The 26,045-nt window shown below is 38.8% G+C and carries 19 protein-coding genes and 1 pseudogene; 11 read left to right on the top strand and 9 right to left on the bottom strand.

All coding sequences use genetic code 11. From position 1 onward, the window contains the following. Window positions 1-264 precede the first annotated feature (264 nt). The 5 genes from AC2JBO_RS25355 to AC2JBO_RS25375 all read left to right on the top strand — a co-directional run bounded on the left by AC2JBO_RS25355 (window position 265) and on the right by AC2JBO_RS25375 (window position 6,058). Window positions 265-1,248, top strand: a complete 984-nt coding sequence (locus AC2JBO_RS25355; protein ID WP_496956406.1) for a glycoside hydrolase family 26 protein — start codon at window positions 265-267, stop codon at window positions 1,246-1,248. 24 nt (window positions 1,249-1,272) lie between these two features. Beyond that, window positions 1,273-2,739, top strand: coding sequence for a DUF3131 domain-containing protein (locus AC2JBO_RS25360; RefSeq protein WP_496956407.1), 1,467 nt, complete (start codon window positions 1,273-1,275; stop codon window positions 2,737-2,739). A gap of 125 nt (window positions 2,740-2,864) precedes the next feature. After that, window positions 2,865-4,880 (top strand): glycosyltransferase, encoded by a 2,016-nt coding sequence (locus AC2JBO_RS25365; protein ID WP_496956408.1) that lies wholly within the window; start codon window positions 2,865-2,867, stop codon window positions 4,878-4,880. Window positions 4,881-4,902: 22 nt separating this feature from the next. Then, entirely contained in the window at window positions 4,903-5,604 is a 702-nt protein-coding gene (locus tag AC2JBO_RS25370; RefSeq protein ID WP_496956409.1) for a PIG-L deacetylase family protein, read from the top strand. Between the two features lie 127 nt (window positions 5,605-5,731). After that, window positions 5,732-6,058: an STAS domain-containing protein gene (locus AC2JBO_RS25375; RefSeq protein ID WP_496956410.1), complete on the top strand. Its 327-nt coding sequence runs from the start codon at window positions 5,732-5,734 to the stop codon at window positions 6,056-6,058. An 11-nt stretch (window positions 6,059-6,069) separates the two neighbouring features. On the opposite strand, the gene AC2JBO_RS25380 is transcribed toward AC2JBO_RS25375, so the two are convergent. Continuing rightward, window positions 6,070-7,263 (bottom strand): SpoIIE family protein phosphatase, encoded by a 1,194-nt coding sequence (locus tag AC2JBO_RS25380; protein ID WP_496956411.1) that lies wholly within the window; start codon window positions 7,261-7,263, stop codon window positions 6,070-6,072. 79 nt (window positions 7,264-7,342) lie between these two features. On the opposite strand from AC2JBO_RS25380, the gene AC2JBO_RS25385 reads away from it, so the two are divergent. Continuing rightward, window positions 7,343-7,762 carry an ATP-binding protein gene (locus AC2JBO_RS25385; RefSeq protein ID WP_496956412.1) on the top strand — a complete coding sequence of 140 codons (420 nt, stop codon included), beginning with the start codon at window positions 7,343-7,345 and terminating at the stop codon, window positions 7,760-7,762. A 24-nt stretch (window positions 7,763-7,786) separates the two neighbouring features. Here AC2JBO_RS25385 and AC2JBO_RS25390 read toward each other — a convergent pair whose 3' ends face one another. After that, window positions 7,787-12,514 carry a response regulator gene (locus AC2JBO_RS25390; protein ID WP_496956413.1) on the bottom strand — a complete coding sequence of 1,576 codons (4,728 nt, stop codon included), beginning with the start codon at window positions 12,512-12,514 and terminating at the stop codon, window positions 7,787-7,789. A gap of 287 nt (window positions 12,515-12,801) precedes the next feature. Here AC2JBO_RS25390 and AC2JBO_RS25395 point away from each other — a divergent pair, with 287 nt between their 5' ends. After that, window positions 12,802-13,896: a hypothetical protein gene (locus AC2JBO_RS25395; RefSeq protein ID WP_496956414.1), complete on the top strand. Its 1,095-nt coding sequence runs from the start codon at window positions 12,802-12,804 to the stop codon at window positions 13,894-13,896. 60 nt (window positions 13,897-13,956) lie between these two features. Next, window positions 13,957-14,592 carry a Uma2 family endonuclease gene (locus AC2JBO_RS25400; RefSeq protein ID WP_496956415.1) on the top strand — a complete coding sequence of 212 codons (636 nt, stop codon included), beginning with the start codon at window positions 13,957-13,959 and terminating at the stop codon, window positions 14,590-14,592. Window positions 14,593-14,733: 141 nt separating this feature from the next. Here the strand turns inward: AC2JBO_RS25400 and AC2JBO_RS25405 are convergent, their stop codons facing one another. Continuing rightward, window positions 14,734-16,251, bottom strand: coding sequence for a phytoene desaturase (locus AC2JBO_RS25405; RefSeq protein ID WP_496956416.1), 1,518 nt, complete (start codon window positions 16,249-16,251; stop codon window positions 14,734-14,736). Window positions 16,252-16,446: 195 nt separating this feature from the next. Between AC2JBO_RS25405 and AC2JBO_RS25410 the strand changes: the two genes are divergently transcribed. Then, window positions 16,447-16,689, top strand: a complete 243-nt coding sequence (locus tag AC2JBO_RS25410; protein ID WP_496956417.1) for a type II toxin-antitoxin system ParD family antitoxin — start codon at window positions 16,447-16,449, stop codon at window positions 16,687-16,689. Here AC2JBO_RS25410 and AC2JBO_RS25415 read toward each other — a convergent pair. From AC2JBO_RS25415 to AC2JBO_RS25425, 3 genes and pseudogenes are all read right to left on the bottom strand, one after another. Next, a complete protein-coding gene (locus tag AC2JBO_RS25415; protein ID WP_496956418.1) occupies window positions 16,678-16,944 on the bottom strand; it encodes a hypothetical protein in 267 nt (88 codons plus the stop codon). The genes AC2JBO_RS25410 and AC2JBO_RS25415 overlap by 12 nt on opposite strands. A 334-nt stretch (window positions 16,945-17,278) precedes the next feature. Beyond that, a pseudogene (locus tag AC2JBO_RS25420) lies at window positions 17,279-17,746 on the bottom strand (tetratricopeptide repeat protein); the annotation flags it as partial. 15 nt (window positions 17,747-17,761) lie between these two features. Then, window positions 17,762-17,908 (bottom strand): hypothetical protein, encoded by a 147-nt coding sequence (locus tag AC2JBO_RS25425; protein ID WP_496956419.1) that lies wholly within the window; start codon window positions 17,906-17,908, stop codon window positions 17,762-17,764. Window positions 17,909-18,057: 149 nt separating this feature from the next. Here AC2JBO_RS25425 and AC2JBO_RS25430 point away from each other — a divergent pair, with 149 nt between their 5' ends. Together AC2JBO_RS25430 and AC2JBO_RS25435 are read left to right on the top strand one after the other, a co-directional pair. Beyond that, window positions 18,058-19,611, top strand: coding sequence for an ATP-binding protein (locus AC2JBO_RS25430; RefSeq protein ID WP_496956420.1), 1,554 nt, complete (start codon window positions 18,058-18,060; stop codon window positions 19,609-19,611). 246 nt (window positions 19,612-19,857) lie between these two features. Further along, window positions 19,858-20,112, top strand: coding sequence for a type II toxin-antitoxin system ParD family antitoxin (locus AC2JBO_RS25435; protein ID WP_496956421.1), 255 nt, complete (start codon window positions 19,858-19,860; stop codon window positions 20,110-20,112). 173 nt (window positions 20,113-20,285) lie between these two features. Here the strand turns inward: AC2JBO_RS25435 and AC2JBO_RS25440 are convergent, their stop codons facing one another. The 3 genes from AC2JBO_RS25440 to AC2JBO_RS25450 form a co-directional block, all read right to left on the bottom strand. Further along, window positions 20,286-20,999, bottom strand: coding sequence for an alpha/beta fold hydrolase (locus tag AC2JBO_RS25440; protein ID WP_496956422.1), 714 nt, complete (start codon window positions 20,997-20,999; stop codon window positions 20,286-20,288). Between the two features lie 41 nt (window positions 21,000-21,040). Further along, window positions 21,041-25,750 (bottom strand): nSTAND1 domain-containing NTPase, encoded by a 4,710-nt coding sequence (locus tag AC2JBO_RS25445; RefSeq protein WP_496956423.1) that lies wholly within the window; start codon window positions 25,748-25,750, stop codon window positions 21,041-21,043. A 20-nt stretch (window positions 25,751-25,770) separates the two neighbouring features. After that, window positions 25,771-26,045: DUF1822 family protein (locus AC2JBO_RS25450; protein ID WP_496956424.1), on the bottom strand; the 275-nt coding region annotated here is incomplete at its 5' end.

Raw genomic sequence — 26,045 nt, forward strand, 5'->3', positions numbered from 1 at the left:
AGCCTCCCCCTGCATCCAATACCTCCCTGCTCCCGATGCCAAAAAGTTATGTGTACACGGTAGCCTTATTAAGGGGGGTTGGGGGGATTTAATTCTATCCCAATACTGCTCGGTTAATCTAAAAAATACACGAATTGTTAGTAATCAATTGAACTTGGGAATACTACTTTATAGAAGCGTAAGATTCTTAACTTTGCCGAAGACATGAAAATTAAAATTTTTACTTATTATTTCAAATTTATAAAAAAGACACGACTGGTAATAATGATGCTGATTTTACTGGCAAGCTTGTTTGTTAGTCAAAGCATAACAGCAGCCGTCAAAGGCTCTAAAATACCTGTGCTGTTGGGTTTGTATGCTCCAGATTATTTGGGTTTGCAAAGTGTAATTGACACTCAGTTACGTAAAATTGATCAGTGGACTGGTAAACGCCATTCGATTGCAGGATTTTTTATAGATATTGAAGACGAAAATCCTGCGTATAACATACCAGTTCCCTTAGAGCAACTCCGACAAAACGGGTACACTGCCTTTATCAATCTTAAATCAACTCGAACTGCGGCACAAATTAGCAAAGGAGACTTAGACCACGGGTTGCAAAAAATAGCTAAAGCTTACACTGAGTGGGCAAATCGAGGTGAGGGACGGATGGCGTTTATTGCTCCCTTGCAAGAGATGAACATTCCAGTTGAAACATACAGCAAAGACTCGAAAAACTTCAAGTTAGCCTACCAACGCATTCAAAAGATATTCCAAGACGCAGGTGTATCTCCAAAGGCTGTACGTTGGGTATTTGCACCGAATGGTTGGAGTGAAAATAACGAACACCGCTTTGAAAATTACTATCCGGGTAACAAACAAGTAGATGTAGTTGCCTTCAGCGCGTATAACTGGGGATATTGTGATAATTCTACGTGGAAACATTGGAATGGCGCCCAAGAAGCGTTTGCACCTTACATCAAGCGGATGAAGGCAATGGCGCCAAATAAGCCAATTTTTATCGCCCAAACAGGTACAACAAGTAATACACAAAAAGGTTCTTCGAGCGATGCTAAAGACCAATGGTTCCGCGATTCTTATGGAGATTTAGCTGCCAAGGGTGTACAAGCTATTCTTTATTTCAACATTAATAAAGAGTGTGATTGGGCACTGTATAGTAGTGGTGCCAAATCTGCTGGCTATAAAGACGCAGTAGCTAATCCAGCTTTTGGCTATGTATCTCCTGTTGATTTGGCAAAAAAAATGTAGATAACGAGCAGAGGTATAACGATTGTGATTCTGCAATCTATCTTATATTTAACGATACAGCAACCACTGATTTGTCAAAGCACACAGGTGCAGCAATGTCCTGGTATCACAATTGCTTCGCCTGATAACTTTAATTCTGACTTAGACTCACCAAAACCATTACCTACTCCCACACCTAGTCCTGTAATTCCACGCAAGCCTAGCCAAAAGCCTCTAATACACCCAACGGCGCCTCAACTACCAGCTACCCAAAAAATAAACGCTCCTTCTGTGACGAATTTCCCACCGCGATTAACACAAGAAGCAGATCGGATTGCAGCAGCGCGCGCTTGGAAGTATTTTGAGCGCAACTGGAATCCTCAGACAGGATTGGTGAATTCATCAGATAATATACAGTGGACAACTTGGTGGGATCAAGGTAGTGCAATATTAGGAACTCACGCAGCTTACGAGTTGGGATTAGTGCCAAACGATGTGTTTCATCATAGAATACGCACTCTACTGCACACACTCTTAACACTACCGCGCGCTGCAACAGGTCTACCGAACAAAGCTTATAGTACTCATACAGCCCAAATGCGCCAACTAAATAATACCCCTGACCCTAAAGGTATAAGTGGTTGGTCTGCTTTGGATATGGCGAGATTATTGGTAGCACTGCACGTTATACGTTCGCATTATCCTGAGTACAGTACTGATGTTAACCGTATTGTGGCTCGCTGGAATTTATCCAAACTGGTAAAAGATGGTTGGTTAAATGGTGGAATTACAGGAACGAACGGACAAATTATTGAAGTGCAAGAAGGACGCTTTGGGTATGAACAATACGCTGCCCTTAGTCTTAAACTGTGGAATATTCAGGCGCCGAACGCATTAAATAATCCACCTATCAAAGCTGCGATAGTGGATGGTATAACATTACAAGTAGATAAACGCAATTTTAAAAATTCTGGGGCTACCAACTACTTGACAAATGACCCTTATTTGCTTTGGGGTTTGGAATTAGGTTGGACAAACGCAATTAAACCTCAAGTTGAAAATATTTTCAAAGTGCAAGTACAAAGGTTTCAGCGTACAGGCATTTTAACTGCTGTAAATGAAGATTCTCTTGATCGTCTACCTTATTTTCTATATTACAGTATTTTTGCTAATGACGAACCTTGGCAAGCTATGAATACTAGAGGGAAAGCTTATCCTCAATTTCGCTTTCTCAGCACGAAAGCTGCATTTTCTTGGTTTGCGCTCATGCCGAATGATACTTACGCAAAAAAACTTAGAGACTCTGTACAAAATTTAACCGATGAAAAACGCGGTTATTTCTCAGGACTATATGAAAATCGAAAAATAGGAGTCAATAAATCAGTTGATGTCAATACTAATGCAATTATTCTGGAGAGTTTACTTTATCAAGCTAGAGGTAGGCGGGCATTAGTGGATAAGAATTCAGGAGATGAGAATTCAGGAGATGAGAATTCAGGAGACAGGAGTTAGAAGCGAGAATATTCCTCCTGAATTCAGGAGACAGGAGTTAGAAGCGAGAATATCCCTCCTGAATTCTGTCTCCTGAATTCTATAATTCTTAGTTTTGAATTGATAATTTTATTTTTGGTTTTTGTATGACTTCTATTCCCATTTCTAAAAATTCAGCTAATACATCCAATTTTTCAGGTAACAGTCGCTCAAAGCTCAAAGAAAGAACGCTACTTTTTCGCTACCTGGCAGAAATTAATCTAATTTTCGGCGCCTGGTATTTACAATGGCGCTTTACCCATTCGATTAACTTTGATGCCCTATGGCTGTCTATTCCCTTGATAATAGCTGAGATTTACAGCTATTTTGGCGGCATGATGTTTGTAATTGGGTTGTGGCGCCCACTAGTTCGACAAGTGAAGTCACTCGACCAACTAACACCAGCTATTCCTAGTTCAGATTATCCTACTGTCGATGTTTTTGTTACCTGTTACAATGAGGCGCCGTCTATCGTCGAGCAAACAGCCAAAGCCGCTCTAGCAATGGATTATCCAACAACAAAGCTACGAGTTTATGTGCTGGATGATGGTAATTCGCCCGAAATGCGCGCGATGACAGAAAAACTGTGTATAGAGGATTTGCAGTCACCACAATTACAACGGGAAGGTGACCGTATTGAAGCAGAACTTTCTAGTTTGTTGGAAAGATTAAAGCAGTTAGAAAGTCTGACGCTCAATTCTCAAGCATCTGAACAGTGGCTCAAAGACTTATCCAAAGGTCAAGCCGAGACAACAGACAAAAAAGCCGCAGAATTTTTGCAGGGTATGCAAAAGTTGCTTGTTTGGTTAGACAATCAAAGTACCAGCATAGAGCCAAATACGATTTCACGTCTCTTAGCTTCGGAACGGCACAAATTAGAAGAAGCAATTCGCCAAAAAGAACACTCATTAGTGGAAATGGCGCGTTTTCGCTATATTGCCCGTCCTAAAGTCCCTGGCGTACCTCATCATGCGAAAGCAGGTAATATTAATTACGCGATTTTCTCTGGAGAAACATCAGGAGAGTTTATTGTTACTTTAGATGCCGATCATATTCCCAAGCCACAATTTCTCAAGCGAGTTTTGCCGTATTTCTATACATATAATATACTTGCCGGGAAATATGAGTCAAATCGCATTGCTTTTGTTCAAACTCGCCAAGATTTTTATAACCTTCCTACAGGCGACCCATTTGCACATCGAGCTAATTTATTTTATGGACCGTTGCAACAAGGTAAAGATGGCATGAATGCCGCTTTTTACACAGGAACAAATGCGATGCTAAGGCGTGAAGCTTTAGTTAGTGTCGGACTGCAAAATTTTTCTGATGAATATGCCAAAGACGAAAAACGTTTAGATGAATTTGATTTAGTTGGAGGTGTATCCAGCAACAGTATTACAGAAGATATGAATACAGCTATGCGTCTACATAGTGCTGGCTGGAAATCTGTTTATCATAATGAATGTTTGGCGGAAGGTTTGGCGCCTGATGATTTAAGTTCTACTTTGAAACAGCGGTTACGTTGGGCGCAAGGCACTATCCAAGTGTTAGTGCGAGAAAATCCACTTACTAAGCCAGGACTATCTTTTTGGCAGCGTCTGCATTATTTCAAGACGATGTACAGCTATTTCTCTGGTTTTGCTACTCTTGTATTCATTTCTTGCCCAATCATCTATTTTTTCACAGAAATTGTCCCAGTTAAAAGCTACGGTTCTGATTTTGCCATACACTTTTTCCCAGCTTTTATTGTTAACCGCTTGACATTCATTGCAGCTACTTGGGGTATTCCAGCTAGTGAAGTTTGGCGTTCGGAACAATATGCAATTGCATTATTTCCTCTCCTAATTCAAGCTGTATGGAGTGTTTTTTCTGGGCGCCCGCTTAAATTTCAAGTTACACCCAAACAGCGACAATCTGGGATTTATCTACGCTTAATTATACCTCAACTGATTGTTTTTGCGCTTACAATTCTTGGAATATTATGGACTGTCATTCGATTTGCAACTGGTAATTTAAACGAACCTTGGGTTCACCTGCTTAATAGCGCTTGGGCAATTTATAACTTGTTCCTTCTGTCTGCTATTATCCGCGCGGCCGTCTGGCAACCACCAAAAACTGCTTAAAAACTCCTTATTCTTTATCCTTATGAACACTTATTTGGATGGTCATTTTAGTCAACGAACGGTTTTGACAATTTATTCTCACGCTGACGATGAAGTGTTACCTGCTGCGGGTACTCTTACCCTAATGTCTAAAGCAGGATGGAACGTTCGCTGCTTAATTTTGACTGATGGTAGTCTTTCTAGTTCATCAGTTAAAGGTACACGCCATCAAGAAGCAGAAGCAGCAGGTAAAATTATTGGTGCAACTTACGATTTTTACGCTTTTGAAGAGTGCAATTTTTCTACACAAGCAGTAATCAAAGTGACTGAAGAAGCTGTTAAGCTTTACCAGCCAGATTTGATTATTACTCATGCACCACAACCAGAAAAATATGGTCATAGAGACCATGAAGTCTGTGCTATTGCTGTTTCCAATGTTGCTACTCGCAAAAACATTCCTCTTTGGTATTCGGCGCCACCTGTTTTTCTACGTGGGTTTGAGCCGAACTTTTTTGTAGATATTACTTCAGTCATTGAAGAGAAAATTGCCGCTATTGGCTGTTACGAATCTGAACAATCAAAAGCATTTATGCAACTCGATGCTATACTCGTTCTCTCTCGTTTTTGGGCGCGAGAGTTGGGTCAGCAAGATGGCTATTTTGAAGCTTTTGAAATTTCTCGTCAATGTGTTGATGCTAGTTATTTTACTGCCATGTCAAATAGTAAAAAACTAGTCTTGAATTAGATATACACATATGTAGTCACGTCTCTACGTCTGGCAAAAAAATATGCGTCTAAATCTTGCCGTTTTTTAAAGTCAGTGCCAAAATAGCAATGTGTAAGTAAAACCCAAATTGGAGTAAACAAAAATTATGGATATTAATGTAAAAGTACTTGAACCTTCTGGAATTTTAGACGGAATTAGAGGTAATCAACTTCGGCGTGAAGTTAGCGACATTGTAGCAACTGGAGTAGAAATTCTTTTGATTGATTTAAAAGAGGTCAAATTTATCGATAGTTCTGGTTTAGGTGCTTTAGTATCATCAATGCAAATGGTACGAAATGCAAATGGCAAACTATTTATATGCTCCGTTAGCGACCAAGTAAAAATGTTGTTTCAACTCACTAAAATGGATAGACTTTTTCAAACTTTCAATGACCAAGCCGATTTTTGTAGTCAAATACTGGCAGTACAATAATTTGATATAATTTATCTAAATTCGGCTTGTAGCAAAGACAAATCGTCATCTAAACTTGGTTTACCATTTAATTTCATAATATGCGCTAATATTTGATTCAAATCGTGTGTTTTTTCCTGCTGACTATAATTGATCAGATAGTCAATAAAAGCGTTAATGCCCCAAATTGTACCGTCAGGCTGGTTAATTTCGTAGGCACCATCACTAAAGATGTATAAAGTGCTATTTTCTTCAACATCAAAGGTTGCATTTTCAAATTCAATATTAGGAACAAAGCCAATAGGCAAATCTAAAGAGCCTAACTGTTGAACTTGAATACTAGTTATAGATGTGTAAGATAAAAGTACAGCTTGTGGATGTCCAGCACTAGCATAAGTAAGTTGGCGTTTTTGACGGTTATAAACTCCATACCAAATTGTGAAGTATTTATCACTGTGGCTGCTCATCTGAAAAGCATTATTTAGTGCTTTCAAAACTTCGCTAGGTTGACAAAAGTTAGTATTGGGGAGAGACTGCGAACGCAAGACGTTAAGTACGGATACAGATAACAGGGCTGAACCTACTCCATGTCCCGACACGTCTAATAAATAGATGACTAAATTTTCATTATCGAGCCAGTAATAGTCGAAACAATCACCCCCTAGCTGTGCTGAGGGAACAAATAAAGCTTCTGTAGTTACTGTTCCAACAAGTGGTGAGGGTAAAAGCGACCGCACATAATCCGCAGCTTCGGCTAATTCTGCTTCTAAAATTTGCTTTTGGGTTTGCAAATCCTGATTTAATAATTCCAAAGCTTGTTTTTGGTTGTGTAAATCCTGATTTAGCTGGTGTAACCTTAACCCTGCTCTTACCCGTGCTTTTAATTCGTTCATCTCGATAGGTTTAGAGATAAATTCATCTGCACCAGCGTCAAGTCCCCGAATTCTATCTTCTTCCTCACCCTTAGCTGCTCCTTTAGCAGTTAGGAGAATGAAAAAAGTAGATGTCATACCTGAATCTGCTTTAATTTGGCGACAGACTTCTAGTCCATCTAAATTTGACATCATCCAATCGCAAATAATTAAAGCTGGATGTAACAGCTTTGCTAGTGTGATTCCTTCTTCCCCATCACTAGCAACAGTAACATCATAGCCTTGGTTGTGAAGTGTTCTTTTTAGTGCCGCACGTACAATCGGGTCATCATCAATAATCAGGATTTTAAACATGAACTACATCTTTAATAAATTAGGGTTAAAATACGATTAAATGCTCTTCTAGTGTAACAATTATTTCATATTTATCAAAGTGACTAAAACAATTCATTTACAAGTTAACACAGATATAACTGCTTCATCTCAAGTTTTATCATGGTTTGAGCAGATAAATGAACCTCCTATTTCAGAACCAGAAATTTGGTGGAAATGTCAAACTCTTCTGATAGAAGGATTTACAAATATTGTAGAACATGCCCATAAAAACTTACCCCCATCAACTTTAGTTGAACTTGAAGCTATTAGGTCAAGTCAAAAAATAGAAATTCGTATTTGGTCACAAGGTCAATTTTTTGACTTAGAAAATAAATTACAAGAGACATGTGAATTTGAAGAGAACGAGCAAGAGCGCGGACGAGGCTTAAGAATTATGTCAGCAATTGCAGATAAATTAAGCTATGAGCGCACAACAGACAATCGTTATTGTTTATTTATTAGTAAAAGCGTGATGTAGAGACCGAATATATCCGGTCTAAATTTAAGAGTCATTTAAAAACGTTTGAATGCGATTGACAAATGTCTCTAAATCTAAAATTAAATCGCCAGTACCTCGACGCTCACTTTTTTGAGCTAATTGTTCTAGTTTTTCTGCGGCTTGTTGCATAACTGTGGCGCCAACATTACCACTAGCGCCTTTAAGATGATGAGCTTGACTTGAAACTTGGTCAAAGTCATTTTGAGTAATTGCCAGTTTCACTGCTTCTAAACGAGGTTGAGTATCTTCAACAAAGATTTGCAATAGTTCTAATTCAAATTCGGGGTTATTTTCCGAAAGCTGATGTAAGTGTTCCCAATCAATTGGTAACTCCTGTTTTGCAGTAACAGTATCTGTTTGTTTTGAGAATATTAAATTCTCCCAATGTTTTAGTGCCGCTGCTAATTTGTCTTTTGATACAGGCTTACTTATATAGTCATCCATCCCGGCATCTAAACACATTTGTTTGTCTTCTTTCATTGCATTAGCAGTCATTGCAATTATTACAGGGCGCCGATGGTTAAGAAATTTGCTTTCTTGCCAACGATGAATTTCTCTTGTAGCATCTAAACCATCCAGAACTGGCATTTGACAGTCCATAAGAATTAAATCGTAAGGAATTTTTTCTAATAAATCCAACGCTTCTTGACCATTAGCAGCAACATCAGCTTGATATCCAAGACTTTGAAGTATTTTTAGGGCAACTTTTTGATTAACTAAATTATCTTCAGTCAGTAGAATTCTTAATTTAGGTTGAGTAGGAGTCAGGAGGTTAGGAGTCAGGAGGTTAGGAGTCAGGAGGTTAGGAGTCAGGAGGTCAGGAGTCAGGAGGTCAGGAGTCAGGAGGTTAGGAGTCAGGAGGGTTGTTTCTTGTTTTCTATCTCCTTTCTCCTGTCCCCTATTTCCCTTCTCCTGTCTTCTATCTCCTACCTCCTGACTCCTGTCTCCTGAATTCGTTCCTAAAATATTCATAATCGTATCGAGTAGGCGGGATGGTTTGATGGGTTTAACTAAATAAGCAGCAAATCCAATTTTGAGCGCTTGTTGCACTTCATGACGCTGATTTGTAGAAGTGAGCATAATCAAGGGTATTTCAGCAATAGCAGAATCTGCCTTAATTTGTTCTCCCAAGGTGATACCGTCTGTTTCTGGCATTTGCATGTCAATTAAGGCGATATCATAAGGTTTTGAGCGCGCGCGTGCATCTAACATGGCTTTAACTGCTGATGCTGCACAGGAGACTTCATCTACACACATTCCCCAACGGGTAGCTTGATGGTAAACAATTTTGCGATTTGTAGCGTTGTCATCTACCACTAATAAACGTAGATTAGCAGGAAGATGTGCAGCGCATGTTGGGGAAACAGGTACTGGCGCCAAAGTGAAAGTGACATCAAACCAAAACGTTGAACCTTTGCCCAACTGACTTTCTACTCCAATTTCTCCCGACATTAAGGTAACGAGTTGTTTGCAAATGGCTAATCCTAAGCCAGTACCTCCATACTTACGGGTGGTGGAAGCATCTACTTGGGTAAATGGTGTAAACAGCTTGCTTTGGTCTTCTGTGTTAATACCAAGACCAGTATCTGTAACGCTAAAGTGAATTGTAACTGTATTGGAAGAAAGCTCTTTTAGATCTGCCCGTACTATTACTTCTCCATTACTAGTAAACTTGATTGCGTTTCCAATCAAATTCATAAGAATTTGCCGCAAGCGACTAACATCCCCTTTGAGGTAAATCGGAACATTACGATAAATTAAAGCGGCAATCTCTAACCCTTTTTGGTGAGCTTGAGGCGCCAGTAAATCTAAGACTTCTTCCACACAAGTAGATAAATTAAAATCTAAAGTTTCTAAAGTCACTTCCCCAGCTTCAAGTTTAGATAAATCCAAAATCTCATTGATTAGGGTTAACAGCGCATCTCCGCTAACGCGAACTGTTTCAACAAAATCTCGTTGCTCTAATGTCAGGTTAGTTTCTAATAGAAGTCCAGTCATCCCTAATACTGCATTCATCGGGGTGCGAATTTCATGACTCATATTTGCTAAAAAAGCACTTTTGGTTTGAGATGCTAATTCTGCTTGACGACGAGCTAATTCTAATTCTTGTCGCTGCTCCCTTTCCGCTTTTAGCAATTGAGCTTGAGCTAAGGCAATACCTACTTGGTCGGCAATCTGCTGCAAAAGATGAGTTTCAAAGTTAGACCAACGTGAATTAATGCATTGATGAACAATTAATAAACCGCAAAGTTCTTCTTTGAGTAGAATAGGTATAACTAAGTTAGCTTTTACTCCTAGTTGTTGTAGTAATTCTAGATGATTTTCTGGAGTTTCTAATAAATTACAATCAGCAACAGCATTTATTTTTCCTTGACGATATTGGTGTATAATTTGCTGTATTTCATATTCAGTGCGAAAGTATAAATCAATGATTTGTTCGTTTTGATTTTGCTCTTTGATCGCTTTTAAACCAACAACTGCTGCTTCTGTAATATTATTTACACCATCCGGCAAAGGTTGATAAATTAATACTCGGTCAACTTTGAGAATCTTTTGAACTTCGGTAGCGGTAACTTTGAGAATTTCTTCAATTTGCAAAGATTGACGAATTTTGAGAGTGATATCAGTAAAAAGTTGTGAGCTTAAGCTTTGTCGTTCAAGTTCTATTAAGGCTTGTTTGCGCTCGATAAATTGCCCTATTTGTGTACCTAAAGAAATCAGCATCTTTACTAAATCTGAGTCTGGTTGCAGAGTTTGATGATTAAAGCAGGTAATTACACCTAGAACATTTTTACCACTACGAATTGGAAAACCAAAAGCTCCATGCAGTCCAGCTATATCAGCAGCTTTTCCTCTCAAAAACTTTGAATTATCAACAGCATTAGTAAACCATACAGGTTCATTATTAGCCCAAACAGAACCAGGTAAGCCAATCTGGAATGCAAATGTCATTTCTTTGGTTATGGCTTTAAATTCTTCGACTTCAATATTTTCTTTATGCCAAATATCATGGCAACGTAAAACATTTGCGTTTGCGTCTACCATCCAAATTTCCGCCAAATCCCATTCTAAACCTTCACAAATTGCTTGTAGAATTAAGGGAGTCGCTTCGGCAATTGTAGAAGAATCTGCTAATACGCGCGTAGTAGAATATTGTACCGCTAAATGTTTTTCATCTCGTCTGCGAGCAGTAACGTCAACCCCAGTACCAATAATGTATTCTATGGCGCCTTCATAATCTTTTAAGATGGTATTTGACCATGCAATCAGCCGTTTACTACCATTTTTTGTTACCCAGTAGTTTTCATATTCTTTAACAACTTGTCCACTTTGTATCTGTGAAAAAATAGTTTGAACTGGTTCTATCTCTTCAGGAAGGAGGAAAATATTCCAGAAATATCTACCCCTAACTTCATCGAACGAGTAACCCGTTGTTAGCTCGCAAGCTTGATTAAAACGGACAATTTGCCCTTGAGAATTAAGAACTACAACTAAGGCACTAGCTGTATCCAGAATTGCTGAGATAAAATTGCGTTCTTTACTTAATGATTCCTCTGCTAACTTTCGCTCAGTAATTTCACGGTATATAAAATAATAAAGTATTACAATAAGAATAAAACTTAAAATAATCGCAATTGCTGATGTCAAAAATGATTTACGCGCGCTCGCTTGTGCAGCTTGAGACTCTTTATTAAGTTCTTGTCTCTGTTCGTTCTCCATCTTTAATAGTAGCTCACGGATATCATCCATCAGGTTTTGACCCTGATTTGTTTGAACTACTTGCAGCGATGCGTCAAATCCTTTGTTTTGGCGTAATTCAATAGTCTGCTTTAGTTCTACTAGTTTTGCTTTAATCAGAGGTTCTAAGGTTCCGATTTGCTTTTTTTGGTAGCGATTATTTGCTACTAAATTTTTAAGTTGTTTGATTTCTTTATCAATATTAATTTGTGCTGTTTGATACGGTTTTAAATAAGTATCTTGCCCAGTCAGAATATAACCGCGCTGTCCGGTTTCAGTGTTATTTATTGCCAACAAAAGTTCTTGTAACGAATTGATTTTCTCTTGACTTTCTTTGACCTGATTATAAGTATTAATCAAAACCTGGGTATTATGATACGAAACCACTCCAATCAAAACTAAAATTGCCGATGCTAACCCAAACCCAGAAGCAATCCTTTTGAAAAATCGTTTGCGTAACTTAGAAGCTTGCTTACCTTTATTATTTGCCAGTTCTAAGGAAGCTAAATTACGACGCATTTCCAGTTGCTTTATTACTTGGCGCCCTAATGCCCGTAACGCTTCAATTTGTTCTGAAGTTAATTCTCGTGGTATATAGTCAATCGTGCAAAGTGTCCCTATCGCGTGACCCTCTGGATTTATTATAGGGACACCAGCATAAAATCGGATATTAGGGCTAGATGTTACAAATGGATTGTCGGCAAAGCGTTCGTCAGATGTAGCATCAGGGACAATAAAAACGTCAGTTTGCAAAATAGCATGAGCGCAAAAGGCTACATCACGGTCTGTTTCAGAGACTTCTAAACCAACTTTGGATTTAAACCACTGTCGATCGCTATCAACTAAACTGATTAGAGCAATCGGAGTACCACAAATATATGACGCGATACGGGTGATATCGTCAAAAGCCTCTTCCGATGGAGTATCAAGGATTTTATACTCATTAAGAGCTTCGATTCTCTGTGCCTCGTCTAATGGTAGTGGTGCTTTCATCCTGACGTTTTTCTTCATCCGAAGTCAACAAATCATTTCAATTAATAACAATATTTGATGCCAAACCGTTACGGTAATTCTACTGAAAATAGCATTCTAGATTCCCGATTTCTTAAAGAAGTCGGGAATCTGAGATTTTGAGAATTATTGGGGAATCATAAAATCAAGCTCAAACTTTTCTACCCAAAGAAAATTTATTCAGTACATAATATATTAAGTATTAATTACTAATGACAAGCACTTTTAGACCTTTTGAATCCCCTCAACCCCCCTCAATAAGAGGGGTTTTGCTCTCGTCCTACTATATATCTCTACGCCTACTATTAGCGGTGGTAGGCAGCATAAGTATTTTAACTCTATGTGAAACTAAGTTAATGGCGGCGCCTGAAAATTTCAACCCTGGTCTACAACCCCCACCACCCCCACCTAAATTAAAACCACCAGAAAACACAACACCGTCAACATCAAGCGAAGCGCTGAAACCGTTGGGAGTGTTAGAAAACGTCAAAACAGACTTCCGTAACGAAACAGATAACTTTGGTCAACAGAATTTATTCATTGAACCAACGGCTGAATTTAGACTGAATAACGGCAACAAAATCAAATTCAAAACTGGTGTAAATTACTTTGACCAACGCAGTGTAAAATCTATTACTAATATACCATTTCAACTTGGATGGCAAGGAAAAATTGGCGAAGTGACATTACAAACAGCAGCAGGGATAGATGTTTTTGACCGTTTAACTCCAGCTATTAATTTTAATGTTAGGGCAGAGACTCCTATTACACGACCAAAAGTTTCGTCCAATGGCAAACTACTATCGGCTGTTATAATATCAGCTAACTTAGAACAGGCGCCGTACAAATTCAATGCTCGAACTTTAGAAAATCAAATTAAAGCTTGGCGTTATGGACCAGATTTATACTGGCAAATTGACCGTAATACGAGTTTATTTTCATCATTACGCTTAGGTAATTACAACGATGGTAATTCTGAGGTTCAATCTTTCAGCAGAGTAGAGCGCAAGATTGGGCAATTTTTCGTAGCAGCAAACTTGTTTACTTGGAACTACGGAGAAGACTTAGAGCGTAAAAGTGGCTATTTTTCACCGCAAGACTTCTTAGTTTACAACGCCGAAGTTGGTTGGGAAGGAGATGTTTCTAAATTCCTAAGATGTCGGCTTGCTGCTAACCTAGGAAGACAAAGACTTAAAGGAGAATTTGACAACGCCAATACCTATCAAGCTCGCTGTACAGTAAAACTCTCACCCAACATAGAAACAGACCTAGGTTATAACTTCTCTAACGTCCGCAATCAAGATACTGGTACAAGTGCCTATAATAGTAATTCCATAACAGGACAACTGCGAGTGAAATTTTAATTTAACAATAATTATTTTTCTCAATGATAATATAAAAGTACTTTGCTCACTAACTTGACTATGGTTGCTATTCAATCTCAAACTTATACTGTAGAGGAGTTTCTCGGTCTAGACTTGCCTGAAGGACACTCATATGAGCTTGTAAACGGAATTATTACACCAATGGCTGAACCTTCAGGAGAACACGAAAATCTTAGGTCTGAACTACTTGTAGAATTACGATTGGAAAGTAGACGGGAGCAACTTGGGTTACTAGTGCATCCCAAACCTGTGTTGGAACTCGGGCTGAGAGATACGCGCAAACCTGACTTAATCGCGATTGACCGAGATTCTTGGAATCAACAAACTTCAAGCGAAGCTGTGTTAAAACAACCTCCAAGTGTTGTAATTGAGATTGTCAGCACGAATTGGGAAGAGGATTATCGTAACAAACCTCTATGGTATGCTGCTTTTGGGGTAAGTGAATTATGGATTGTTGACCCTTTGTTTACTATTGCCCGTTATCCAAAACGTAAGAATCCTAAGATTAAGGAACCTACTATTTCTATTGGGCAACTCGTTCCTTCACGCAGCATTTTACTTGAGCGGGAATACGAATTTGAAAGTTTTACAGGGTTTGATTGTATTAAGTCGCGATTTTTTCCTAACTTAAATTTAACTGTCGAGCAAATTATCGCATTCGGCGCCGGAATTTAATAAGAAACCCGGTTTTTACAAGCGGTTAAGTAGGATTAGCAGATTAAGTATAATACAAAATGTATTTATTACTAACGTTTTAGTGAATTGATACTAAATAATTAAATGCCATGTAAATTTAACAAAAAACGATAAATACTCCTATGACACCACCGGGCGCTTGTGGGTAGATATGGGTATACTTTTTTGAGAGGTTGAGGTGATTATCTGGGCTACAATCTTTGCTGAACTTAATACCCCAGGTATTCCGGCGCCAGGATGAGTACCGGCGCCAACAAAATACAAATTAGATATATCCTCACTTTGGTTATGGGGACGAAAATAAGCAGATTGAAACAAAGTCGGTTCAATAGAAAACGCACTTCCCAAATAGCTATTGAGGTCAAAGCGAAAATGTAAAGGGTCTATATAATGCTCTGTAACAATATGCTGTGACAAATCAGGTAAATATTTTGCTTCCAGATATTTAATTATCCTATCGCGGAAAGGTTTCGCTATTGTCTTCCAATCTACATCACCACCCAAATGAGGTACTGGCGCCAACACATAAAAACAATCACAACCAGATGGCGCCAGCGAAGTATCAGTAGCAGTAGGTCGATGCAAGTATAGGGAAAAGTCATCAGGTAAGTATTTGCGCGTAAATATATCTTCTATCCAATCTCGATACCGCTTACCCATAAGGATTTCATGATGCGCCATATGTTCGTATTGGCGATTAGTACCAAAATATAGCACAAATAACGACATTGAGTAGCGCAAGCTTTTAATTCTCTTATCACTCCACTTGCTGCGGTACTTTGCTGGTATCAAATTTAAATATGTAAACGCTACATCAGCATTACTAACAACAGCTTCGGCGCCGATATACCCATGATTATTTGTATTGACACCAGTCGCGCGCTTTGTTTTGGCATCAATAACTATTTCTGTAACTTCTGTATTAAGTAAAACTTTACCACCAATATCTATAAACAGTTTTCTTAAACCTTCAACTAAGGCGCCAGTACCACCCATAGCAAACCAAATACCAAAAGCCTGCTCAAGCTTATGAATCATCGCATAAATCGAAGTACTCTGAAACGGGTTGCCACCAATTAACAATGGATGAAAGCTAAATACCTGTCGTAGTCGTTCATCTTTAATGTATTGATTAACAAACCCAGCTACTGATTTAAATGACTGTAACTCCACCATATCAGGCGCCACTTTTACCATATCAGTAATACTACCGAACGGCTTAGTCATTAAAGGCAAACCCTTATTAAAAACAGCTTGACTAGCTTGATAAAAACGTTCGTAACCAGCAACATCATTCGGGTTAAACGCGCGGATTTGTTCAATTAAATAATCATGGTCATTATTGTAGTGAAAAATAGAACCATCTTCAAAACGAATATTATAGAACGGGTTGAGTTGTACAAGCTTGACGTAATTTTCCATCGGTTTACCCGACACATCAAACAGTTCCTCAATTAACCACGGCGCCGTAATAATAGTAGGACCTGCATCAAATTTAAATCCGTCTTGTTCATAAACATAAGCACGTCCCCCTAATTTATCGCGCTTATCAATCAACGTTACTTGATGCCCATGCGCTTGTAAACGTATCGCTGTGGCTATTCCACCAAAACCGGCGCCTATCACTACAATATTCATCGATTACTTGTACCTACACCTTGATTCAATTCACGTTAAATCCAACCTTTTATTTGGTCACTACCCAGTGAATGCCCTTTTACTGAGACTTTTGCTTAAGATTAAGGAGGTTTTTATACCTGGATTTAGCAACGCCATTATTTTTGCTATTATTATATAGGTGGCAGCCTGTATTCCATATATATATAACATGCTATGAATATATCTTTAACACCAGAACAGGAGCAGTTTGTCCAATCAACACTCAACAGAGGCAGGTACTCTTCTGCTTCTGATGTGGTTCGTGCTGCTTTAAAGCTTTTAGAAGAACGCGAAATCGAGCGTTTACAGCGATTAGAGGAACTCCGAAAGGAAATTGCTATTGGAATTGAACACTCAGATCGTGGTGACGTATTTGATGGAGAAGAGGTATTGAGGGAACTACGTTCAGAAAGGTAAATATTTTTCTTCGAGATATTTAATTATCCTATTACGGAAAGGTTTTACCGTTGTCTTCCAATCGACATTGCCACCTAAATGAGGTACAGGCGCCAATACATAAAAACAATCACAACCTGGAGGCGCCAGTGATGGGTCAGTAGCAGTAGGTCGATGTAAGTATAGCGAAAAATCATCAGGTAAGTACTTTCGTGTAAAAATATCTTCTATCCAGTCTTGATAACGCTTGCCCATGAGAATTTCATGATGTGCCATATGTTCATATTGGCGATTAGTTCCAAAGTACACGGCAATTATTACTAAATGCACGAGCCACTAAGCAAGAGCTTGAAATAAAATTAGAACAATTAGGAATTGAAATTCAGCCTTTACGTCAAAGGTTAAAACAACTAGAGCAAGAAATAAAAGATATTGAACAATTTATAGATAATGCCAGAGAATCTACTATTATTGAACGCTTTGCAGATGATGTTAAAGCAGTGGATGTATTGCAACGGCTTACTAATGATGGAACAACTTCTTCCTTCAAGCCATTTGCTGAAATGTTACAGCGAGAAGGAATCATTGATAAAGATGAATTTCTGCACTTTCAGTAACCGCTCAGAGGGCGCCTATCCTTACAATATTTATTAATTAGTTTTATACTTATATCATCGTAAGACGCTGCAATTAAATCAACACTTTTAACTCCAGAATCATCACCCTGATTATGATATATTTCCTTTGCTTTTTTTAAGTTATAACGTCCCTTGTCTATATGACCAAGTTCTAAAAGAAGTACCCCCAATGATATATAGTTACAGGCGCAATCTGGGTCAATGTTAATACCTATCTCATATTGCTCCATTGACTCTTGAAACTTGTTTTGCTTTTCTAAGGCTAAGGCTAATGTAATGTGAATCCTAGGATGTTTTGGATTAATCTCAATTACTTCCTTACATTTTGTAATTGCTTCTTCTAACTGACCTAGCTCTTTTAAAACCCACGCGATAGAAAATCGAACATCTAGATTGTCGGGATTAATTCTCAGCACTTCTTCTAACTCAGCTACTGTTGATGCTAATTGACCTTTTTAATAAAAAGCCCACGCTAAATCATTATGAGCTTTGGCATCATCTGGGTTTATACTAATGCGAGAGCGAAGAACTGCTATTTCTTGCCCCAAAGCCAACTCACTTTCATCCTTGAATTCTTCATGGGATAACTGCTCATTTGACATTATATTTCCTTAATTGATTTAAAGTGTAATAAATATAGAGGATGTTAATTTAATTATAGTTAAGGTAACAGTTAGTCAAACTAGCAGTATTAATTTATAGATTATGCGCTACACTGGAGAGCATTGAAATTAATCTGGCTAAGATTGTCATGGCTCGCTGGTTCAACATCTCAGGCCCGTGTAACCCCAACAAACACTACATGCTACCAGCGACCACAAGGTTGCCTAATTTGTCGCGGTTAATTGAACAAGAAAGCTATTTTGTTATCCACGCACCACGTCAAACGGGTAAAACGACAGCAATGTTGGCACTAGCCAAGCAACTAACTCTTAGCGGACGTTATACAGCAGCGCTGGTGTCAGTGGAACTCGGCGCCCCTTTTAGTCATGAAGTGGCGATGGCAGAAATAACTATTCTTGACTCATGGCAAGCTAGCACAAAATTTGATTTACCCGAAGATTTGCGCTTGCACGAGTCTTGGGATACTGCACAGCCAGGACGAAGAATTCAAGCAGCTTTGCAAGCTTGGGCACAAGTATCGCCTCGACCATTAGTACTGTTTATTGACGAAATCGATTCACTAACAGACGACACTTTAATTAGTATTCTACGACAATTGCGCGATGGCTATCGTGGTCGTCCGACAAATTTTCCCGTCAGTGTTGCGTTAGTAGGTTTACGAGATGTACGAGATTATAAAGTGGCTTCGGGTGGTAGCGAGAGGTTAAATACAGCGAGTCCATTTAATATAAAAGACCGCTCTTTAACAATGAGAGATTTTAATGCGGATGAGGTAGCACAATTATATGGACAGCATACGGATGATACAGGACAAGCTTTTACCTCTGAAGCCGTACAAATGGCTTATAATTTAACTTTTGGACAACCTTGGTTAGTCAATGCCTTAGCGAAAGAAATAGTTGAAGAATTAGTCACAGATACATCCGTAACAATTACAGTAGAACATATTCATAAAGCAAAAGAAATACTAATTTCACGTAAAGATACTCACCTCGACTCGCTTGCGAAAATACTTACCGAAACAAGAGTAAAAGCAATAATTGAACCAATGTTGGCAGGTTTAGAATTAGGAAACGTGCCGAGTGACGATATTCAATTTGTTATAGACTTAGGTTTATGTAAAATGAACCCGCAAGGAGGATTGATAATTGCTAACCCGATTTATCGTGAAGTCTTACCACGAGAATTAACGGGAACAGCAATGGCAAGTTTGCCTACTATTGCACCGACTTGGTTAACTCAGTCAGGCGAATTAGATGTTGATATTTTATTAGAAGCATTTATTGACTTTTGGCGCCAGCATGGAGAACCTTTACTTGGCACTACATCATACCATGAGATTGCACCCCACATCGTATTAATGTCATTTTTGCATCGCGTTGTAAATGGGGGCGGAACTTTAGAGCGAGAATATGCAATTGGCTCCGGTCGCATGGATTTGTGCTTAAAATATAAAAAAGTAACACTCGGAATTGAAATCAAAGTTTGGAGAGATAAAGTTAAAGACCCAGAAGAACAAGGGTTAAAGCAATTAGAAGCTTATTTAGAAAGAATCAAAGCAGATTATGGTTGGTTGTTCGTTTTTGACAGACGCAAAAATGCACCTGCTTTTCTCGACCGCTTACAAACTAAGACCGTGACAACTAAAAAAGGACGTTCTGTAGTTGTTATCAGGGCTTAATTAACATTTTTGGAAATTGCTTAATTTGTCAAATTGACATTTGGCGCACGTTACCATGTACACTACCGACACCTTAATTCAATTCGCGTTAAATCCAACCTTTTATTTAGTCACCACCCAGTGAATGCCCTTCTACTGAGACTTTTGCTTAAGATTAAGGAAATTTTTATACCTGGATTTAGCAACGCCACTATTTTTGCTATAATTCTATGGGTGGCAGCCTGTATTCCATATATATAACATGCTATGAATATATCTTTAACACCAGAACAGGAGCAGTTTGTCCAATCAACACTCAACAGAGGCAGGTACTCTTCTGCTTCTGATGTGGTTCGTGCTGCTTTAAAGCTTTTAGAAGAACGCGAAATCGAGCGTTTACAGCGATTAGAGGAACTCCGAAAGGAAATTGCTATTGGAATTGAACACTCAGATCGTGGTGACGTATTTGATGGAGAAGAGGTATTGAGGGAACTACGTTCAGAAATTCAGCAGGCTTCGTAGGGTGAATAATTGACTCGATACACCAACAGAGTCACTAACAAAATTTAGAGTTTGAGCAATGCGTCCAAACACCGGAGCAACGTGCGGGGCAGGTACTGTTAATTTTGGCTTGGTAGCTGTAATCATTATTATTGAGTAATTATATTTAGTAATTACATTTTATAGCTTTCTACCTACACTAGTTTATGAATGGGAATAATTCTTTTATTAGCGGAGTTAATTAGTAATGAAAAAAGTGAATCGCGCGCAGATTTTGGATGAAATTTATCAAATGTGTATTCAATAAAATCTACTGGTTGTCTAATCTTTTCTAAAATTAATGGGTTTAAATCAGATAGAGAAGCACCCTGATAAAGTTTTTTTGCCTTTTTCCATCCTGAACTTTTTATTACTTGCAGGACATCGGGATGCGTTTTATCTTGTATGGAGTCAAGAAATTTCTGAAATTCTTGCTCTCCTAAAATTGAGGCAGCGATGTTTGCATATTTATTTTTTATGTAAGTACGTTCTTCGGCAAATGTTGGCACTCGGTAAAAAATTAATTTTTTTATTAAGTGAGGAATGTTGAGGGTTGCATAAATTGCTACCATAACTCCCTTCGAGTTACCAACAAGAGTTACAGGTTTGTTAATCACAGACAAGATTTCGGCAATATACTTACCACACATCTCCCACGTCAAATCATGACCTTGGGCTTCGTTAGAAAGTATTGCGTTCCCATAACCAGGAAGACAGAACGAAAAGTCTATAAAGTTGGCGAACTGTTGTGGGGGTTCAACTGTGCCGAAAAATTCGTGAATATATCCTATCGGTAAACGGTTATTAGGAAAATTTCCTTGAACGGTTACTGTACCGACGCAGGGCATTTCTAGTTTTGTTTGTATCAAGATAATCTCCTTAACCGTTACAAAAGTTATCAAGAACATTATCAAGAGCAAAGATTCCGCTCGCTCCTCTCTACCTTTTGGTTAGTTCTAAGATAATCACTTGCCCAATCACAACTTTGTGTGAGTAAATCATTGAGGTTAGAAGTTAATTTAACGTCTTTGAGGTTCCATAGTTTTACCGCTCCATCAACACTGGTTGAGGCAAGGGTTTTACCATCTGGGCTGAAACTAACTGACATTACCCGGTCTTTATGCTCTTCAAGGGTGGCAAGTAATAAACCATCTAGATTCCAAAATTTAATAGTCGCATCAGAGCTACCTGTAACAATTAGCTTACCATCTGGACTGAAAGTTACATCAGATACTCTGGCTGTATGACCTTTTAATGTTTTATATAAAGTACCATCTCGGCGCCACAGCTTCACAGTATTATCTTCACTCGCTGAGGCAATAAATTGACTGTCAGGGCTAAAAGCTACATTCCATATCCAACCAGTGTGTCCGGAAAGGGTTTTAAGTAGCTCACCTTCTCGACTCCAAAGTTTAACAGTGTTGTCTTTGCTAGAAGTGGCTATTGTTGTACCATCTGGACTAAAACTAACACCATAAACTCCATCTTTATGTCCAGAGAGGGTTTTGAGTAGCTGACCTTCTCGACTCCAAAGTTTAGCAGTGCGGTCTTTTTCCCCACCTACTGTAACCAGAATTTGACTATCCGGCGCCCATGCCGAAGCCCTAATATAATCGTTATGTCCTTTCCAAGATTTGAATAAAGTACCATCACGGCGCCAAAGAGTAATATTGTTACCAGAACCAACCGTGGCAACAAGCTGACCATCGGGACTAAAACTTACCCCATTTACCTGGTCGTTATGTTTAAGCGTGTTTCCTTTGGTGCCATCAAGGTTCCAAAATAAAACGGTTTTATCCCAAGAAGCTGTAGCTATTTGACCATCAGGCGCCCAAGCTACATCCATAACCCGATTTTTATGTCCTTCTAGGGTTTTGGGAAATAATCCGACTAAATTCCAGAGCCGAATAGTGTTGTCCCAACTTGCTGTAGCAATTATCTTACCATCTGGGCTAAAACTTACATCTTTAACCCTGTCCCGATGTCCGTTAAAAGTTGTAAGTATAGTTCCATCAATTGCCCAAAGTTTTACGTTTTCGCTATCCCCATCACTCACAGTCGCAATCAACTTACTATCAGGACTAAAATTTACCCTGTTTACATGTCCTTTATGTCCTTCTAGTTTTTTTAAAAACTTACCATCTCGCTGCCAAATAATCGCGGTATTATCATCGCTACCAGAAACAATCAGTTTACCATCAGGACTAAAACTTACGTCTCTAACACGATTTTTATGTTCTTTAAGAGTTAGGAGTGGATTCCCATTGATGTTAAATAGTTTGACTGTGCTGTCTTCGTGAGCGCCAGCAATAATTGTACCATCGGGACTAAAAGCTACACTCCAAAACCCACTATTTTCATTATCACTTTGATTTGAGTTGGTTATTTGCACAGAAATAGTTTTTTGTAAAATACCTTCTCGGTTCCAAATTTTGATAGTACTATCTTGACTAGCTGTTGCGAAAGTGTTTCCATCTGGACTAAAACTTACATCTGTAACCCACTCGCTATGTCCATTACTTTTTTTGTCGAGAGTTTTTAATAATTGTGTATTGACTTTTATACAGTTATTATCTTTTGTGGAAATACAAGAGAGGCGCCAAAGTTTAACTGTTTTGTCTGAACTAGCTGTGGCAAGAAGTTTACCATCTGGACTAAAAGCAATTTTATTTACCCAATTTTTATGTCCTGATAAAGTTTCTAGCAATAAACCATTCCGGTTCCAAATTTTTACAGTTTGGTCTTCGCTTGCTGAAGCAACCAACTGACCATCTGGGCTGAAACTGACACCTTCAACCTTTTTGGAATGTCCGTCAAAACGATTAAGCTCTTTAACCCCGTATACTAATTCTGGTAACGCACTTGCTACTTGCATTCGAGTATTATTGTTGGCAACAAAGAATTTTTGCAATTGTTGCATTTCTTTGACAGCTTTTATACCTTGTGTGAGGGCATCAAGTCGTTGATTTAAGGCAAATTTTGATTGCGATAATGCAGTCTGGGTATTAATTTTTTCATTTGCTTGACCGATGGCTGCAACCCCAGCGACTCCAAAAAGAAATGTAACAATTGCTGAAAAACCTGTTAAACCGTAGATTGTACGGCGCCTTTTACGGTCACGTACTTGGACGCTTCGCTTAATAAAATATTTTCCATCTGAGCTTATTTCTTGGGGTCGCTCTTTTAGCCAAGCTTCAGCTGTCGTCAAAACCACGCCTTGCAACAAGGCGCCTTCATCCTGTCCTGCATCTTTCCACAGACGCATTGAGGTACGCATTCGTTCTTGCCAAATACGGAAATCTCTATTTAAATCCAGCCACATTTGTAGTCGAAACCATCCTGAAATCATTGCCTCATGGACAATTTCGACGGTTTCTTCTTCGATTGGCTGACCACTGTTATTGATAAATAAGCGAGTATTAGTAATTACTAAGCGTTTGTTTGCTAGGTGTGTTACTAAATCCCAGTTTTCTTCCCCAACTTCCTGACGGGTAGCTATGCGTCGAGTATCTGGTGTTCCTTCTCCCGGATGTACTAGTTGAATGAAAATCTGCCGTGCCCTTTCTTTTTCCTCTTCGTTGAGTTTTTTGTACACATCTTCGGCGTAGTTAGCCAAAGCTGCTTTAACACCGCGAATTTCTACATTCCCATTTTTGACATATCCAATTTCATCGTAAGCAGCGTTTGTTAATTGGGCGCCGCTTTGTTTATCCCATAGTTGGGTGAGGGCAAACTCTAATAAAGGAAGTTGACCTGGTTGGTTAACAACGTCATCTAATAAACGTTTCGTCAACCCAGACTCAATAGTTACTCCCAATATTGCAGCAGGTTTTTCAATGGCTTGTTCCAATTCTTGACGGTTCATTGGTCCAAGCATTTGGTCGCCGTAACGCATTACATCAGCAAAAGCACGGTCAGACAGGGCAGATTCGAGAAAGTCAGCACGCAGAGTTAGGACGAGACTAAAATGAGGGGTATGGTGATTAACTGCACTTACCACGGTGAGCAGTCTTTCCAAAAAACACTGGCGTTCTTCGGCTTTACAAAGAGTATATAATTCCTCAAACTGGTCTGCTACCAGTAGTATACGAATACCATTATTTTGCCTAACAATCTCTTCAATAACATCACGCAAAGCATCTGTTTCATTACGTAAGTCCGACGCAAGCTTTCTAGTTGCCTGTAGTCGGTTGATACTTGAGTGCAGTTGCGGTTCTAAATGAGGAATTAGTGCCGCAGCTAAAGCATGGAAAGGACGCTCTCCGGGACGAAAATCTGCTAGGCGCCAGTTTCCTTGAGATTCTAGTACAGGGACTAAACCAGCAAACACAACCGAAGATTTACCACTACCAGAAGAACCAAGCACTGTCACCAAAGGTTCTTTTTGGACAACTTCCACTAATTGTTTTGTAAAAGCTTCTCGTCCAAAGAAAAATGGTGCATCCTCTTTTTGGAAGGCAAATAACCCACGGTAGGGACAACGCGAAGTTTGCCAGCGTCCCAAGTCTTGCCAAGTGGGTGGTACAACTGCTGGGTTTGGGTAAATTACTGGTAGCCAAGTTGCACAGTGAAACTCTTTTTCTAAACCTTGAAGTCTTTCTCGTGCTGAACGTACCGCGCGTGATAAAGATGTTCCTAGAGCGAAAGCTTCTAGAAAGTGTTTTAGAAACTCTTGCGCTACGCGGTCAGGCACAGGTTCGCGCATCACAATGACTTGAGATATATGTAAAGAAGCTAAATCGCGCGCGAGACCCAAGCTATCACAAGAATTGAATATTGCTAACTGCAAACCCTGCCTAATTGCTTTTCTTAAACCATGATTTAATTGGTCAATCGTTAAATAATCAGTTTTATTGAGCTTAATTATACCTTTTTCTTTGCTAGAACTGTGACCAGCAAAAAACAGTACATCCCAAGAGTATTCCCAAAGATATTTATTTAACTCTTCTAATTGTGGCTCAACTAAAATTTTGAGTTCAGTATCTGGTAATTTTCTTAGCGATTCTAAGTCTGACTCGGTATTAATTTGAACCGAATTGCCAAAGCTGTCATGACTTTGCGGATTCCCACAAATTGCTAAAATTCTGACTTGATCTCTAGGTGTTCTTGGTAGTGACTTTGTTGGGCGCCTATATTCTAGAGAGCTTAAGGCTATTTCCGCTTTTGGATAATCATTAAAGAAGTTCCATAAATGCCAAGGAAGTCTTTGAAGCAATTCATCGTTGGTTTCAATTACCACTTGAATTTCTTCATCCGTCTGTAACTGTGTGCGTAATTGCTGGTCAATTGTGCGAAACTGCTCTGAGTTCAACAATTGATTAATTTCTATTTTTAATTTTTGACACAACTGACCAAAGTTTGTATAAGCAACGTTGGTAGTATCTGTCTCATCAATTTCAAAATCATCATCATCTTCACGAACTCGCCAATTAAAACGTTGGTATAAGTCTCTGTAAAGGAATTGCCAGCGCGCGTATATTTCTGCAAGTTCAGGAAGAGCAGGTAGACTCCCTGTAAATTTCATCTCTAATGTGCCTGCTATCCACAAATACGCTGTCACTTCAGGGAAGCCATGTTTTAAATCTCCTTTTCCGAGATTTAGCGTAATTAAGTTTGTCATGATTATTTACTGAACATTAATTAGACTAAAAAATCTTCTGTCAGACTTAAATCATTGAGAGTTATTTTTATAGTAAACTTTGTTCCCGGTTTTGATTTCCAACGTTTGAGTTGAATATAGTTATCTACAGTTGTTGATTCAACTTCCTGTTTTGTCTCACCTGAAGAAGAAAGTAAAGCTAGGTTAATATTAGGTGGCAAATAATCTTCTCCTAAACTCGGACGCAATTGTACACGAATACCAACTTTGTTATCATCTTCCGGTTTTAGACCTACTAAAAGAACTAAAGACTGAT

The sequence above is a fragment of the Calothrix sp. CBUCES-K 9914 genome, from assembly GCF_059640475.1.